The 15643-nt window shown below is 67.9% G+C and carries 13 protein-coding genes and 1 tRNA gene; 8 read left to right on the forward strand and 6 right to left on the reverse strand.

Features of this window, described 5'->3' with window-relative positions:
* Positions 1–163: 163 nt before the first annotated feature.
* Together V5F75_RS05120 and hemA are read right to left on the reverse strand one after the other, a co-directional pair.
* The gene (locus tag V5F75_RS05120) at positions 164–1345 is read right to left on the reverse strand and encodes an aspartate aminotransferase family protein (RefSeq protein WP_394033401.1); all 1182 of its coding nucleotides are present in this window, start codon (positions 1343–1345) and stop codon (positions 164–166) included.
* Positions 1342–2598: a 5-aminolevulinate synthase gene (hemA, locus tag V5F75_RS05125; protein WP_394033645.1), complete on the reverse strand. Its 1257-nt coding sequence runs from the start codon at positions 2596–2598 to the stop codon at positions 1342–1344. Before hemA ends, V5F75_RS05120 begins: the two co-directional genes overlap by 4 nt.
* Before the next feature lie 236 nt (positions 2599–2834).
* On the opposite strand from hemA, the gene pdxR reads away from it, so the two are divergent.
* The 5 genes from pdxR (at position 2835) to V5F75_RS05150 (ending at position 7964) form a co-directional block, all read left to right on the forward strand.
* The gene (pdxR, locus tag V5F75_RS05130) at positions 2835–4325 is read left to right on the forward strand and encodes a MocR-like pyridoxine biosynthesis transcription factor PdxR (RefSeq protein ID WP_394033402.1); all 1491 of its coding nucleotides are present in this window, start codon (positions 2835–2837) and stop codon (positions 4323–4325) included.
* A 132-nt stretch (positions 4326–4457) separates the two neighbouring features.
* A complete protein-coding gene (locus tag V5F75_RS05135; RefSeq protein WP_394033646.1) occupies positions 4458–5159 on the forward strand; it encodes a glutamine amidotransferase in 702 nt (233 codons plus the stop codon).
* Between the two features lie 169 nt (positions 5160–5328).
* A complete protein-coding gene (gene glyA, locus V5F75_RS05140) occupies positions 5329–6633 on the forward strand; it encodes a serine hydroxymethyltransferase (RefSeq protein WP_394033403.1) in 1305 nt (434 codons plus the stop codon).
* A gap of 17 nt (positions 6634–6650) precedes the next feature.
* Complete coding sequence (locus tag V5F75_RS05145) at positions 6651–7451, forward strand: YggS family pyridoxal phosphate-dependent enzyme (protein WP_394033404.1); 801 nt, start codon at positions 6651–6653, stop codon at positions 7449–7451.
* Between the two features lie 108 nt (positions 7452–7559).
* Positions 7560–7964: a hypothetical protein gene (locus V5F75_RS05150; protein ID WP_394033405.1), complete on the forward strand. Its 405-nt coding sequence runs from the start codon at positions 7560–7562 to the stop codon at positions 7962–7964.
* 88 nt (positions 7965–8052) lie between these two features.
* Here the strand turns inward: V5F75_RS05150 and V5F75_RS05155 are convergent, their stop codons facing one another.
* Positions 8053–9687: an alpha-keto acid decarboxylase family protein gene (locus V5F75_RS05155; protein WP_394033406.1), complete on the reverse strand. Its 1635-nt coding sequence runs from the start codon at positions 9685–9687 to the stop codon at positions 8053–8055.
* A gap of 119 nt (positions 9688–9806) precedes the next feature.
* On the opposite strand from V5F75_RS05155, the gene V5F75_RS05160 reads away from it, so the two are divergent.
* Together V5F75_RS05160 and V5F75_RS05165 are read left to right on the forward strand one after the other, a co-directional pair.
* Positions 9807–10022 (forward strand): hypothetical protein, encoded by a 216-nt coding sequence (locus tag V5F75_RS05160; protein ID WP_394033407.1) that lies wholly within the window; start codon positions 9807–9809, stop codon positions 10020–10022.
* A 38-nt stretch (positions 10023–10060) separates the two neighbouring features.
* The gene (locus V5F75_RS05165) at positions 10061–11347 is read left to right on the forward strand and encodes an ABC transporter substrate-binding protein (RefSeq protein WP_394033408.1); all 1287 of its coding nucleotides are present in this window, start codon (positions 10061–10063) and stop codon (positions 11345–11347) included.
* Here V5F75_RS05165 and V5F75_RS05170 read toward each other — a convergent pair.
* Complete coding sequence (locus tag V5F75_RS05170; RefSeq protein WP_394033409.1) at positions 11331–12056, reverse strand: FadR/GntR family transcriptional regulator; 726 nt, start codon at positions 12054–12056, stop codon at positions 11331–11333. The genes V5F75_RS05165 and V5F75_RS05170 overlap by 17 nt on opposite strands.
* A 531-nt stretch (positions 12057–12587) precedes the next feature.
* On the opposite strand from V5F75_RS05170, the gene V5F75_RS05175 reads away from it, so the two are divergent.
* The gene (locus V5F75_RS05175) at positions 12588–13931 is read left to right on the forward strand and encodes a trimethylamine monooxygenase (protein WP_394033410.1); all 1344 of its coding nucleotides are present in this window, start codon (positions 12588–12590) and stop codon (positions 13929–13931) included.
* Between the two features lie 377 nt (positions 13932–14308).
* Here the strand turns inward: V5F75_RS05175 and V5F75_RS05180 are convergent.
* Together V5F75_RS05180 and V5F75_RS05185 are read right to left on the reverse strand one after the other, a co-directional pair.
* A tRNA-Leu gene (locus V5F75_RS05180) sits at positions 14309–14395 on the reverse strand.
* Positions 14396–14707: 312 nt separating this feature from the next.
* A complete protein-coding gene (locus tag V5F75_RS05185) occupies positions 14708–15634 on the reverse strand; it encodes a helix-turn-helix domain-containing protein (protein WP_509212143.1) in 927 nt (308 codons plus the stop codon).
* Positions 15635–15643: the final 9 nt, after the last annotated feature.

Here is a 15643-nt window from a genome sequence, read left to right on the forward strand (position 1 = left end):
CTCAACAGGAACACATCACCCATGCCGGCCTCCTCCATGGAGACGGTGAATCGCTGCTCATCCCTGAGTGATCGGTCCTCAGCCCGGCCCCCACGGTCCGGAGCCTTTCCATCCGCCCTGCTTGCCGCGCAGCCCGGCCATGCTCGCTCGCGGCCGTCCCTTTTCAGGCGCGCCCCTCAAGGCGGGTGAAGGTTTCGTCGCAGCGTTGGGCGAACAGGTGGATGTCCTCGTCGGTGACGATCAGCGGCGGCAGCACGCGGGTCACGTTGTCGCCGCCGGCAATGGTCAGCACCTTCGCCTGCACGCGCAGGGCCTCGACGATGTCCTGCGGGGCGCGCGTCGTCTTGATGCCGAGCATCAGGCCGCGGCCGCGCACCGCGACGATGAGGCCGGGGTGGCGTTCGGCCATAGCCTCCAGCCGCGTGCGCAGCACATCGCCCTTGCGCCTGATCTCGGCGAGCAACGCGGCATCCGTCACGATGTCGAGCACCGCATTGGCGACCGCCCCGGCGAGGGGATTGCCGCCAAAGGTCGATCCGTGCGCGCCGGGCGCCATGCCGAAGGCCGCGTTCCGCGTGGCAAGGCACGCACCGATGGGAAAGCCGCCGCCGAGCCCCTTCGCCAGGCTCATGATGTCGGGAGCGACGCCCGATTCCTGATGCGCGAACAGATAGCCGGTGCGGCCCATGCCGCACTGGATCTCATCGAAGATCAGGAGAAGGCCGCGCGCGTCGCAAAGCTCGCGGAGCCGGCGCAGGAAGGCGTGCGAAACCGGCCTGATTCCACCTTCGCCCTGAACGGGCTCGACCATGATGGCGGCGGTGTGCGGCCCGATGCAGGCGCGGACGGCTTCCATGTCCTCGATCGGGCATTGGTCGAAGCCGTCCACGGCGGGGCCGAAGCCGTCGAGATACTTGCGGTTCCCACCGGCCGCCATGGTGGCCAGCGTTCGGCCGTGAAACGCGCCCTGGAAGGTGACGATGCGCCAGCGCTCGGGATGGCCCTGCGCGTGGTGATGCCGGCGCGCGATCTTGATCGCGCATTCGTTGGCCTCCGCCCCGGAGTTCGCAAAGAATGCGACATCGGCGAAACAGGCGGCCGTCAGCCGCCGGGCCAGCCGCTCGGCTTCTGGAATCCGGTAGACATTGGAGAGATGCCAGGGCTTGCGGGCCTGCCGTTCCAGCACCTCCATCAGATGTGGGTGCGAATAGCCCAGCGCGTTGACCGCGATGCCCGCGCCGAAGTCGAGGTAGCGCTCGCCATCGGCCGCGACCAGCCAGGCCCCCTCGCCATGGTCGAACAGCAGGGATGCCCGCTCGAACACCGGAAGAAGCGCATCGGTCATGCCACGTTCTCCCTGGCGAGGGGGGTGCCGCCCGGCTGCGCCAGCTCGCGCCACAGCGGAAATTCCCGGCGCATGGCGGCGAGCGCCGCGACGAGGGCGTCTTCTTCGTCGTCGGTGTGAAGCGGGGTCGGCGTGATCCGCAGACGCTCGGTCCCGCGCGGCACGGTCGGGTAGTTGATGGGCTGGATGTAGATGCCGTATTCGGCCATGAGCCGGTCGGTTATCGCCTTGGCCAGCGCCGCGTCGCCGATCATCACGGGCAGGATGTGGCTGGGGCTCGGCAGAGCCGGGATGCCGGCCGCCAGCATCTTGGCCTTGAGCGATGCCGCGCGCCGTGCGAGCGCCAGCCGGGCCGAGCCGTTCTCCTTCAGATGACGCAGGGCCGCACGGATGCCGGCGACGACGGACGGCGGCAATGCGGTGCTGAAGATGAAACCGGGCGCGAAGCTGCGAACGAAATCGACCGCATCGGCATCGCCGGCGATGTAGCCTCCGATCGCGCCGAAGCCCTTGCTGAGCGTGCCCTGGAACATGTCGATGCGGCCGAGCAGGCCGTTCCGTTCGGCGATGCCGGCGCCGCGCGCGCCATAGAGGCCGACGGCGTGGACCTCATCGACATAGGTGAACGCATTGTGCGCGTCGGCGAGATCGCAGATCGCCTCCATCGGCGCGAAGTCGCCATCCATGGAATAGCAGCTCTCGAAGCAGATCAGCTTCGGCCTGTATTTGCAGACGCCGGCGAGCTGGCGCTCGAGATCGCGCCAGTCATTGTGCGCGAAAACCCGCTTCTCCGCGCCGGAGCGGCGCATGCCCTCGATCATGGAGGCATGGTTCAGCGCATCGGAAAAGATGACGCATCCGGGCAGCATGCGGCCGAGCGCTGAAAGCGCGGCGTCGTTCGCAGCATAGCCGGATGTGAACAGCAGGGCGGATTGCTTGCGGTGCAGGTCGGCAAGCTCGCGCTCCAGCAGGACGTGCTCGTGGCTGGTGCCGGAGATGTTACGCGTGCCGCCGGCGCCGGCTCCATACCGTTCCAGGGCCTCCCGCGCCGCGCCGATGACGTGCGGGTGGATGCCCATGGACAGGTAATCGTTCGAGCACCAGATGGTGATGCGGCGGCCGGTCCGATGATCGAATGCGTGAATGCCGCTCCGTTGCTCGCGTTCAATATCGGCGAAGATGCGGTAGCGCCCTTCCTGGTGCAGTTGCGCCAGCGCGCCGGCGAAGAAATCCCGATAATTGAAATGGGTCATTGAGAAGGCTCCGTGCAGGCGGGGCCCTGCGCTTCGATGGCGCCGGCGCGCTGCGTTCCGTGCGCGCTCCCGGCCGCCCTGCGCCGCAGCCTCTGGGGCAGGGCGAGTTCCCGCGCGAGGCCGGCCCAGGATCGCCTGGGTGACGGCGCGGCGCGTACGGACGGGAGGGCGCATTGACATCTAGCGGCTCAATGGCCTGATATTCCCATCCACTTTTTCTTGGAAGCTCAGACCAATTGTTCAGGCAGCCACAACTCGAATCCGTGAAGGCGTGGGTGGCCCACCCCGCCCATGCGGCGATGCCGCTGCACGCGCGGATTCAACGGGCGATCCGGCAGCTGATCGTCGATGGCGCGCTCGGGCCGGGCAAGCCTCTGCCGGCCTCGCGCGCGCTCGCCAAGTCGCTCGGCGTCTCGCGCGACACGATCGAAGCGGCCTACGCCCAGCTTCATGCCGAGGGATTCATCGAGCGGCGCGTGGGCAGCGGCAGCTTCGTCGCGGAGATGAAGACGTTCACGCCCGGCCGCCGTCTCCCGCAGCGGGACGCGCTCTCGCGCGACCCGGCGCCGAATCTCAGCAGGCGTGGCGCCGCCATGTTCCGCGGCGGCGGGGTGCGCGAACTGCTTTCACCGCGCCCCTTCGCGCACGGCGTGCCGGAAACGCGCACCTTTCCGCTTCAGCTCTGGGAGCGCCTGGAGCGGCAGGTGCGCAAGGAGTTCGGCACGCGGACTCTGCTTCACGGCGATCCGCAGGGCGCCGAACCGCTTCGCCAGGCCATCGCCGACTACGTGAACCTCGAACGCGGCGCCCGCGCCACGGCCGATCGCGTGCTGGTGCTCACCAGTTCGCAGCAGGCCATGTCGCTGTGCGCGAACATGCTGCTGGATCCGGGCGACCGGATCTTCATCGAGGATCCGGCCTATTACGGTGCGCGCAAGGCGTTCGACGCGGCGGGGCTGGAATGCGTTCCGGTCCGCGTCGACCGGCAGGGCCTCGTCGTCGCGCAGATCATGGCCGAGCCGCGCCGGGCCAAGGCGGTGTTCCTGACACCTTCCCACCAGTTTCCGACCGGCGCCACCCTGGCGCTCGACCGGCGCCTCGCCCTGATCGACTGGGCGGCCCGCAATCAAGCCTGGATCATCGAGGACGACTACGACAGCGAGTTCCACTACGCGGGCAAGCCCACGGCCTGCATCCAGGGCCTCGATCCGCACGACAGGACCATCTACATCGGCACCTTCACGAAATCGCTGTGTCCGGGCCTGCGGATCGGCTATGTCGTGGCGCCGCCTCAGCTCGTAAAGTCCATGATCGTCGCGCGCACGCTGCTGGATGGTCATACGGCGTCCATGGCGCAACTGACGCTGGCCCGGTTCATGGAAGGCGGCCATTTCGGCGCCCACGTTCGCGCCATGCGCGGTGTCTATGCCGACCGTCTCGATGTGCTGGCCGGGCTCGTCAGCCGCCACCTGTCGGATTTCGTCGCGCCGCGTGTTCCCGCCGGGGGGCTGCAGATGCCCTGCGTGCTGACCTGCGATCTCCCCGAGCGCATGGCCCTCGACGCGGCGAAACGTGCCGGGATCGAGCTTCTCGGCCTGTCGGCGCTGCACGCGGCCGGCGATGGCGAAGCCGGCTTCCTGATGGGCTTCGCCGCCTACACGCCTCTCGAGATCGAGGCTGCGGTGAAGAGCCTGGAGCGTGCGCTCCGCGCGGCGGCGAAGCCGTAGCCCGGCGATGGAGCGCCGGGGCGATTGGTCTGGCTCGGTGCCCGCGAATGGCTGGACACGGCGATCTGCTCCTCCGGCATCCTCGGCGCGGCAGATCCACGGCGCGCCCGCGCCGGAAGAGAGAGACCCCCCATGCACAAGACAGCGCTGGCGATCCGGCACGTCCATTTCGAAGACCTCGGCATATTCGAAGCCGTGCTCTCGGATGCCGGCTACACCGTCCGCTATCATGACCTCGACGCGGACCCCTTCGCGGCGCTCGATCCGCTGGAGCCGGCCCTGCTGATCGTCCTCGGCGGTCCCGTGGGCGTCTATGAAGCCGAAGCCTATCCCTACCTCGCCGAAGAGGCCTCCATCCTGGCGGCGCGGCTGGCGGCCGGTCGCCCGACGCTCGGCATCTGTCTCGGGGCGCAGCAGATCGCCAAGGCGCTCGGCGCCGAGGTGGGGCCGATGGGCCACAAGGAGATCGGATTTGGCCCGCTCACGCTGAACCCCGCCGGCCGGACCGGGCCGCTTCGGCATCTGGAAGGCATTCCGGTGCTGCACTGGCATGGGGATGCCTTCCGGATTCCCGACGGAGCGGAGAACCTTGCGTCGACGCCGCTCTGTCCAACCCAGGGGTTTTCGCTCGGCCGCCACGTCCTGGCCCTGCAATTCCACCCGGAGGTGGACGTGGCCGCCGGTATCGAGCGCTGGCTGACGGGGCATGCCGCCGAGCTGGCCGCGGCCGGCATCGATCCCCGCGTGCTGCGGGTCCGCGCGGCGCAGATCGGACCGGACCTGCGCGAAGCCGGGCAAAGGATGCTGGCTGAATGGCTCCAGGGCCTCGCCTGACGCCGCGCGGCGTCAGGAGGCGCCGCCTCCCTCACGTGAATGGTCTGGTATATTCGCTACAAGTGGATGGGAGTGGCAGACCATCTCGATGATAGATGCTGGCGGATGTCGCCGCGCGTGACCCGCGTGGCGGGGAGCCACCTTGCCAGCATCTTCAGGGAGATCCGCCATGGAAGCGCCGGTCGCGCCGCGCACGGTTCAGAACGTCCAGAACGCAGGCGTGAGCGCTGCCCGCCTTGCCTCCGCCGATGCCGCCGTCGCCCTCGCGATCGCCAGCGAGACGGCGCGGCAGCGTGAATCCATCGAGCTGATCGCCTCGGAGAATTTCGTGAGCCAGGCGGTGCTCGATGCGCAGGGGTCCGTGCTCACCAACAAATATGCCGAGGGCTATCCGCACCGCCGCTATTACGGCGGCTGCGCGAATGCCGACGTGGTCGAGGATCTTGCGATCGCGCGCGTGAACCATCTGTTCGGCAGCGCCCATGCCAATGTCCAGCCTCATTCCGGCAGCCAGGCCAATCAGGCGGTGTTCCTCGCGCTGCTCGCGCCCGGCGACACCATCCTCGGGCTGGACCTCAAGGCCGGCGGCCACCTCACCCACGGAGCTTCGGTCAACATGTCCGGCCGCTGGTTCAATGTCGTGAGCTACGGCGTGGACCCGGAAACCCACCTCATCGACATGGAGCAGGTGGCCGAGCTGGCCCGCCGACACCGGCCGAAGCTCCTCATCGCCGGCGGGTCGGCCTATCCGCGCATCCTGGACTTTGCACGCTTCCGCCGGATCGCGGACGAGGTGGGCGCGATCCTGCTGGTCGACATGGCGCATTTCGCCGGGCTCGTCGCGGGCGGTGCCTATCCCTCGCCGGTCCCCTTCGCCGATGTCGTGACCTCGACCACGCACAAGACCCTGCGCGGGCCTCGCGGCGGATTCGTCCTGAGCAACAGCGCGGAGATCGCGAAGAAGATCAATTCGGCGATGTTCCCCGGCCTTCAGGGCGGACCGCTCATGCATGTCATCGCGGCGAAGGCCGTGGCGTTTGGCGAGGCGCTGCAGCCGTCGTTCAAGACCTACGCGCGGGCGGTCGTCGAGAATTGCCGCGTGCTGGCGCAGGCCCTCTCCGACGGCGGGCTGAAAATCACGTCCGGCGGCACGGACTGCCATTTGGCCGTCGTCGATCTGCGCCCCCTCGGCGTGACCGGGAATGTCGCCGAGAAGGCGTTGGAATCCGTGGCCGTCACGGTGAACAAGAACGCGGTTCCGAACGACCCGGAAAAGCCGATGGTGACGTCCGGCATCCGCGTCGGGACCGCCGCCGGCACCGCGCGCGGCTTCGGCGCGGACGACTATCGCGAGATCGCCACGCTCATTCTCGATACCCTTCATGCCGTCCGGGCCGGAACGCTCGATGCGCGCCGGCAGGCGATCGACACGCGCGTGCGCGCGCTCGCCGCGCGCTTTCCGCTGCCCTACTGACCGGAGGCGAGACCACGATGCACGCGCCGTCGAAGATCGAGCTTCCGCAGGAGGATATCGCCCGCTTCGGGGAAGATCCCGCCACCGCCTTCGCCGCGAACCTGGAGGTTGTGCGGGAGCGCATCGCGGCCGCCTGTTGTCGCGCCGGGCGGAGCCCCGATGACGTGCGCCTCCTGCCGGTGACCAAGACGGTTCCCGCCCCTGTCCTGCGGCTCGCCTATGCCGCCGGCATCTCCGATTTCGGCGAGAACAAGCTCCAGGAGGCGCGCGGCAAGCGGGCGGCGCTGGCTGACCTGCCGATCCGCTGGAGCATCATCGGCCATCTCCAGACCAACAAGGTCAAGTATCTCGTTCAATTCGCCTCGGAGTTCCATGCGCTCGACAGTTTTCGGCTGGCGGAGGAGCTGAACCGCCGCCTCGAAGCGGAGAAACGGGACCTCGACGTGTTCGTGCAGGTCAATACTTCGGAGGAGGAGAGCAAGTACGGCCTCCATCCCGACGATCTCGTTCCCTTCATCGAACGTCTGTCCGAATATCCCCGGCTCAAGCCGCGCGGCCTCATGACTCTGGCGATTTTCAGCGCCGATGCCGGGCGCGTGCGCACCTGCTTCCGGCTGCTGCGCGATCTGCGCGACCGTGCGGTGGCGATCCACCCCGGCCTTGAGCAGCTGTCCATGGGCATGTCCGGCGATTTCGAGGCCGCCATCGCGGAAGGCGCGACGGTCGTGAGGGTGGGGCAGGCCATCTTCGGGGCGCGCCCGACCAGCGATGCCTTCTATTGGCCCGGTTTCGCCGCCGGCGGCGAGAAGGAGCCGTGACCGGGCGACATGCTTCGGCCGTTTTCAAACAGCCTCTTACATTCGCGCTTCATCTGGTAATGGTACGCGCACGCATTCACTGGGGGCGGTAACGGAATGATGCGACGGATGGCATTGCTCTTTGGGGTGCTGGCGCTGGCGGGGTGCCAGACAACCGAAGAAGCCAACAACGCGGCGCGCGAGACATGGATCGGCATGCCTGCCGACCGCTTCTTCATGCGCAATGGACCCCCCGCCTCCCAATATCGCGCCGACGGCGGCGAGACGGTCTACATCTGGACCTCGGGGATGGAGACGGAGGTGTACCAGACCACCCGCACCGTCAACACCCGCCTGCCGAACGGCCAGAACATCACCTCGACCGTCCCGGGACCGGACCAGGTCATTCCCGTCGAGTGCCAGTTCAAGATCGTCGCGGCGGCGAACGGCCGGATCACGGACATCTCCATCTTCAAGGACATGCCCGGCACCTGGGAGCTTTCGCACTGCTCCAAGTTTCTGAAGGAAGGCTGAAAGGGCCTCGTGATCGCGGGCGCCCTTTCGTGCGTCCGCGATCCGGATGGCCGCTCGCGCCGGGGGATGCGCCCCGGCGCTGCGGGGCTCAGAGCGCCTTCAGGGCGTCATGCAGCTTCAGGGCGAGGGGAGAGGCGGCGTAGGTGTCGGTGACGACCTCCACATAGGCGCCGCGCTCCGCCTTGCCGGCCTCCTCCAGCGCCGCGTCGAGCTCGGCGCAGGTGGTCACGCGCGCGGTGAACCAGCCCTCGCAGCCGAAGGCGTGGGGCAGCGCGGTGTAGCGCCAGGGCGCGATGTCGTTGTAGGCGATCTCCGGGTCCTTGCAGAGCAGGCGCTCGATCAGATAGCCGTTGTTGTTGAGCACGAAGATCACCGGCTTGAGGCCCAGCCGGCCGAACTGGCCGATCTCCTGGGCCGTGAGCTGGTGGGAGCCCTCGCCGGTGAGCAGCACCACGCGCCCCTCGGGCGCGGCGACGGCCGCGCCCACGGCGGCCGGTGTCGCCCAGCCGATGGAGCCCCACAGGGTCTGGTTGTAGAAGCGCGCGCCCTTCGGCATCAGCGCGAAGCCGAGCCCCATGGAGACGGTGCCGGTCTCGGCCACCACCATGTCCTCAGGCTTCAGGAATTCCGCCCAGCGCGGATAGAGCGCCTCGACCGTGATGGGGTCTGCCCCGCTGCCGCTCTTCCCGCCGAGGCTGGTGGCGGGGATCAGCGGCCAGTCGCGCTTCGTCACGCCGCCGGCGAGAGCGGCGAGCACATCCGGCAGCTCCACGTTGTCATAGGTCCTGGCGCCCACGCGAACATGGTGATGGGCGATGTCGATGGTCCGGGCCGGATCGAGCCGGGAGGTGAAGGCGCCGGTGTTGAAGTCGGTGGCGAGCGAGCCGATCACCAGCACCAGGTCCCGGCTTTCCACGAAGGCACGTACGTCCTCGGTCATGATGGCGCCGTCGTACATGCCCACGAAGCCCGGCTGCTGCTCGTTCAGCACCGACTTGTCCATGAACATGGTGGCGAACGGCAGGCCCGAGCGGTCGATGATGGCCTGCATCTCGCCCACGAGGCCGCAACGGTGGATCACGACGCCCGGCAGCACGCAGGCGGTGCCGGCATCCTTCAGCGCCGCGAGAATGGCCGCGACGGCGGCCTCCAGCTTCGCCGGGTCGCTGGCGGGGGGAGAGAAGGGCGCGGCGGTGCTCAGCACCGGCGCGTCCGCGAAGTCCGCAGGAAACGCCATGTAGACCGGGCGGCGGTGGTACAGCGCCTGGGCGATCAGCCGCTCGGTCTCATAGGCCACGTTCTGCGGGGTCAGGATGGCGGAAGCGCACACCACCGGCTCGCTCATGCGGGCGAAGATGCCGTATTCGCCGTCGCCCAGCGTGTGGTGCATCGCCGCCCGGCTGTGCTGCACCGACATCTTGGGCATGCCCACCAGGTGGAAGATGGGGAGGTGCTCGGCATAGGCGCCCGCGATGCCGTTGATGGCGGAAAGCTCGCCCACGCCGTAGGTGGTGCACAGCGCCGCCATGCCCTTGATGCGGGCGTAGCCATCGGCGGCGTAGGCGGCATTCAGCTCGTTGGCGCAGCCGATCCAGCGCAGGCTGGGATCGTTGCAGATGGCGTCGTTGACGGGGAAGGCATAGTCCCCCGGCACGCCGAACACGTCCCGGATGCCGATCGCCTTGAGGCGTTCGAGTACATGCTGGATCACCGTGAGGGTCATTCCGATCTCCGCAATGGTGGGCCGCCGCCTGGGAGCCCCGCGCCGTCGCCAGGGTTTCCGCATACAGCGGAATGGTCAACCGCCCGATGACGGCCACGGGCCTCGCGGAGGATCTCGAGGTGGCCATCGACGCGGAGTCCGGCACCTGCAAGCTCCATCGCATGTTCGACCTCGGCGACGTCACATGGTTCGCCGAGGCGGATTCCGATGCCTGGAGGGGCGCGCCGCGCGCCTGCGGCGCCCGCCGCTTCCGATCGCGCGGGCGTTCCTTGTCGGCCCCTCATCCGGGGGCGCCGCCGGCGCCGTTTTCAGCGGCGGATGGTGGCGTTATTTGAGGCATCCGAGGCGCGGGGCGCGCCGCTATAGATGGGACATGACCGCCTCATCCTTCGCGCAGCGCCTTGCCGTCACGGGCGCGCTCCCGCGCCTCGGCGCGCAGAACCGGGCGCCGGTGCGCATCGGCGTGCTCACGCCGCTGTCGGGGCCGGAAGCGTGCTGGGGGGAGCCGGGGCTCGACGGCTGCCGCATCTGGATCGACTGGATCAACGAGCACGGCGGCATGATGGTGGCCGGCAAGCGCCACCGGGTGGAAATCGTCGCCCACGACAGCGCGCGCGATCCGCAGGAGACCGTCGCCGCCGCGCGCGACATGGTGGAGCGCCAGCGGGTGCGTCTGGTGCTCACCCTGGGCGGCGACAGCTTCGCGCCGGTGCTGCACCAGCTCATGCGGCGGCGCGTGCTGGTGGCGACGCTGCTGCCCTCGGACCTCTCGCCCGACACGCCCTATCTGATCGCTCCGGCGGAGGTACATCCGCTGTTCAACGTCACCGGGGTGGAGTGGCTGGCCCGGAGCTTTCCGGCCGCCCGCCGCGTCGCCCTCTGCAGCCAGGCGGACAGCCTCGGCCTGCCCTCGCTCGCGGTCTATCGCGCCGCCTTCGAGGTCACCGGCCATGCGGTGGTGAAGGAGATCCGCTACGCGCCCGACACCACCGAGGCGGAAGGGATCGTCGACGCCATGCTGGCGGAGCAGCCGGACATCTGCTGCTGGTGCTCCTCCACCCCGCCCATGACCCAGGCCCTGACGGAAGCCGCCCACGCGCGCGGCTTCGCGGGGCAGATGCTCTCCAGCACCGGCGACGACTACCCGCGCATGATCGCGCGCACCTCGCCCCGCTTCATGGAGCGCTTCACCTTCCAGTTTCCCGATTTCGACGACCCGGAGCTGACCGACACCGCCTTCTTCTTTCACCGGCCGAAGGCCTTCTTCGATGCCTATAACGCGCGGTTTCCCGGCACGTGGAGCGCGGTGAGCTGGGAATACGCCTCCATGCTGGACCTGTGGCACAACGCGGTGGAGCGGGCCGACACCACCGAGCCGGTCTCGGTGCTGGCGGCCATGAAGCGGGGGCGGCAGATGTCCCATGCCTTCGGCCCCGCGCGCTGGTGGGGAAACGAGCTCTACGGCATCGACAATGTGCTTTTGGGGCGCTGGCCGGTGGTGTCCATCCGCGACGGGCGGGCGCGGATCATGGAATTCGGCTCGGTGCCCGACTGGCTGGACCGCCACACGCCGACCCTGCTGCGCCACCTCACGGAGCTCGGCCAGTCCTGGCAGCAGCGGCTGGCGGCGCGGCCGCCGGCGCTCAGTCTTCCTGCATGAGCAGCTTCTGGTCCTCGATGAGGGTCAGCTTCATGAACTCGCTCGCCTCCTCCACGTCGCGCGCGGCGATGGCGTTGAACAGCGCATTGTAGCCGCGCTGGTAGGCGGCGATGCGGTTGGGCGTGAGGTGGCGCCGGTACATGGCGGCGCGGAAGGACTGGTGGCGCGCGTCGATCACCAGATTGTAGCAGGCGACGAGCAGCGGATTGCCGGTGCCGGCCGCGATCTGCCGATGGAACTCCTCCTCCAGCCGCACGAAGGCGATGGCATCGGTCTGCACCGTCTCCATCTGCGAGAGGATTTCGCCCAGCGCCTCGATCTGGCGCGGCGACATGGTGATGATGGCGAGGCGCACCATCTCGGGCTCCAGGATGGAGCGCACCACCTGGAGCTGGAGCGGGCCGGTCTCTGCTGCCACCGCCGAGACGGAATCGGCCGCGCCGTTGGGGTCGTAGGTCACGAAGGAGCCGGAGCCGGCGCGGCGGCGGATGAGCCCGCGCTCCTCCAGCTGGTCCAGGGCCTCGCGCACCGTGTTGCGCGCCACTCCGAGATCCTGCGCGAGCTGGCGCTCGGAGGGCAGGCGCTCGTCCACCCCGTATTCCTGGGTGGTGATCCGCAGCATCAGCGTGTCCAGGACATATTGAACCGTGGCGCCGACGACGGGCTCGGCGTGCGCGCCGGCGGCGGTCCGGCGGGGGGAAGTGGCCACGATTGAGGTCCTCTGTGTGGTCCCTGCGGAAGGTCGCGGGGGCTTCTTAGGCCGGATGGGGGGCGGAAATCCAGATCGGTCCCCGCGCGGCGCCCGTGCGCCCGGCACATGCCGGTGCCTTTTTCTTCAGCAGAAAATAGTCTGCCTATGAGGGGTGTTTGCGTGCGCCTGTCCGTGGCGCGTGTGATGGGGCCGTGGCGCGATTCCAGACGGAAAAACGCTCTTCGGGCCGTGAAAAAGGCCTTCCGCGGGCCGGGAGCCGTCACGGCCTCCGTCGCTTCGCGGCGCATGGCGGTCGCCGTGCCGTGGAGGGCGAGATGTCCGCGCTGCACGCGAATAGACCAGTTTAGGCCCAGTTGCCTCTGTAGGTACCAGTATCGCCTAGGGATTATACTGTCTTCGCCCATATTTTCGTCAGCCGAAAATGCCTCAGCCCGTCGACACATCCGGCGAATGCGCTAATGTCCGGACTGGTTCAAGCCGAAAGAACCGGTTCTAAAAACTGGTCCAGACCGAATAGAGGAGAGGGGAATGAGCAAGCGCGTTGCCGTCATCGGCGCGGGTCCGTCTGGCTTGGCGCAGCTGCGGGCGTTCCAGTCCGCCGCCAAGAAGGGCGCCGAGATTCCGGAGATCGTCTGCTTCGAGAAGCAGGCGAACTGGGGCGGCCTGTGGAACTATACTTGGCGCACGGGCGTGGACGAGAATGGTGAGCCGGTCCACTGCTCCATGTACCGTTACCTGTGGACCAACGGCCCCAAGGAGGGCCTCGAATTCGCCGACTACTCCTTCGAGGAGCATTTCGGCAAGCAGATCGCCTCCTATCCCCCGCGCGAGGTGATGTTCGACTACATCGAAGGCCGCGTCATCAAGGCCGGCGTGCGCGACTGGATCCGCTTCTCGTCCGTGGTGCGCTGGATCGATTACGACAAGGACGCCGACGACTTCACCGTGACCGTGCACGACATGGTCAATGACCGGGTCTACAAGGAGCGCTTCGACCACGTGGTGTGCGCCTCCGGCCACTTCTCGAGCCCGAACACGCCGGAATTCCCCGGCTTCGAGCATTTCAGCGGCCGCATCGTGCATGCCCACGACTTCCGCGACGCGCGCGAGTTCTCCGGCAAGGACGTGCTGCTGCTGGGCTCGTCCTATTCGGCCGAGGACATCGGCTCGCAGTGCTGGAAGTATGGCGCGAAGTCCATCACCACCGCTTTCCGCACCGCGCCCATGGGCTTCAAGTGGCCCGAGAACTGGGAGGAAAAGCCCTCCCTCGTGAAGGTGGACGGCAAGACCGCCTACTTCAAGGACGGCACCACAAAGGACGTGGACGCCATTGTCCTGTGTACCGGCTACAAGCACTACTTCCCGTTCCTGCCGGACGACCTGCGCCTGAAGACCGCCAACCGCCTCGCCACCAACGACCTCTACAAGGGCGTGGTCTATGTCCACAATCCGAAGATGTTCTATCTCGGAATGCAGGACCAGTGGTTCACCTTCAACATGTTCGACGCCCAGGCCTGGTATGTGCGCGACATCATCCTCGGCCGCATCACCGTGCCCGCCGACAAGGAGGTGCTCCTTGCCGACGTCACCGAGCGCGTGGCCCGCGAGGACGCCTCGGGAGAGGTGAAGTACGCCATCAAGTACCAGGGCGACTACGTGAAGGAGCTGATCGCCGACACCGATTATCCCAGCTTCAACGTGGACGGTGCCTGCGAAGCCTTCTTCGAGTGGAAGAAGCACAAGGTGGAAGACATCATGGGCTTCCGCAACAACTCCTACCGCTCGCTCATGACCGGCACCATGGCGCCGGTGCACCACACCCCCTGGAAGGACGCCCTGGACGATTCCATGGAAGCCTACCTGAAGAACTGACGCCATCGGCCTCGGTCTTCATCCGAGGCCGGGCAGGTTTCCCCAAAGGCCCCGCGAGCCGCGCTCGCGGGGCCTTTGCATGACTGGCGCGCCGTGCTCCGCTGGACGGGCCCGCCCCGTGCCTCGCCTTGCTGCTGGCCTTGGCTGATGGCACGGCTCCGATCCTCGAACTGCGCCGAGCAGGTTCGGCCCAGACGCCGCGAGGGCAGGGCCGAAGGCCATGGGCCAGGCTCACGGGCTTTTCGCCACGAGGCCCCGAGGATCGCGCCCCGGATGCCGTTTCTCCAGGGCCCGCGCGCTCCGCACATCAGCGGAACCCCCGATGCCTGCGCAAGGTGGCGCTTCGCCCGCGAAATATTCGATTAAGTGGGAGAATATGGTGCGGATGGTCGGACTCGAACCGACAAGCCCTTGCGGGCGCGGCATTTTGAGTGCCGTGCGTCTACCAATTTCGCCACATCCGCGTCACCGATCAGTGGCGGATCATCACCATTCCTGCCACCGGTTTCCTCCCCCTCCTTCCAACACCTTGAGCACGTCGTCAAGGTGCTGCGGAGCGAGAGGGGCGGTGCGAAGGGGTGTCTGCACCGTCATGTGCCCCATCCGGGAGCGGACACGCAGGATATCCACGCCCTTTTGAACAAGGCGGGAGGCGCAGGTGTGCCGGAAGGTGTGGTCGGCGCCGCATTCGGCCCCGATGTGTTTGCACTCGACCGCTCCGACCATGCCGCGGGCGGGCGGCATCGGGTCTGCTGAGTGAGAAGGGGAGCGGCGCGCTACATCCGCGCGCGGGCGTCGCCGAGGGTCTGTGAGGGGTATTCTCCGAACCTGTCGGAATAGTATTTGGAGAAGTTGCCCAGGTTTGAGAAGCCGAACGCCAGCGCCACATCGGTCACGCTGGTCTTTTCCTCGGCCGTGAGCAGCAGGGCGCGGGCGGCGGTCAGCCGCTCGTTCCTGATCCAGGTGACGGGGGTGCAGCCGAAACGCTTCTGGAAGGCGTATTGCAGGGTCCGCGTGGACAGGCCGCTGATGCGTTCCAGGTCCGTCATGCTGATGCGGCCGCCGAGATTGGCGAGGACATATTCGCAGGCCTGGTCCAGGCCGGCGTCGATGCCGGTGCGGGTGACGGTTGGCGCGGCCTCGGCGAAGAGGCGGTCACGCAGCAGCATCGCGCAGATGGCGCGGTAGAGGGCGTCGTCGACCGCCAGGGCCGCGGCGGCTTCGGGATTCATGCCACAGGCATCGAAGGTCCTGCAGGCGCTGCGCAGCACGAGATCGAAGTTCACGGGGCCGGCGGCGAGGGGCAGGACGGTGGGCCGCTGAAGGTCGAGCCGTGCCTCGTCATCACGCAGCATGGCGCGGGCGGTCGAAAGGAGGCGCGGCTTGTCCAGGGCGGCGACGACGATGGAGCGCGAACGGCCGGTGCCGATGCGCTCCCCTTCGGGGGCAAGGAGGGCCGTGCGCATGGGATCGCACCGCACCGGCTCGCCGTTCACCACCGACTGGATGGCGCCGCCGTCCACCGGCATGAAGAACGAGAATTCATCGGAATCGACGCGGGTGTGGATGGGCGTGTGCGCCAGGGCCGTCACCCGCAGGCCATTGACCGTGATGGAGGACTGCTGGGTGGCGAAGGCGGAGGGATCGTCGAGCGCGTCGTATTCAGCGCTCCAGCCCAGGGCGCGCTGCACCTGCTCCTGCATCTGCAGGAC

Origin of the sequence: Xanthobacter albus, assembly GCF_043194895.2 — a bacterium.
Lineage (GTDB): Bacteria > Pseudomonadota > Alphaproteobacteria > Rhizobiales > Xanthobacteraceae > Xanthobacter.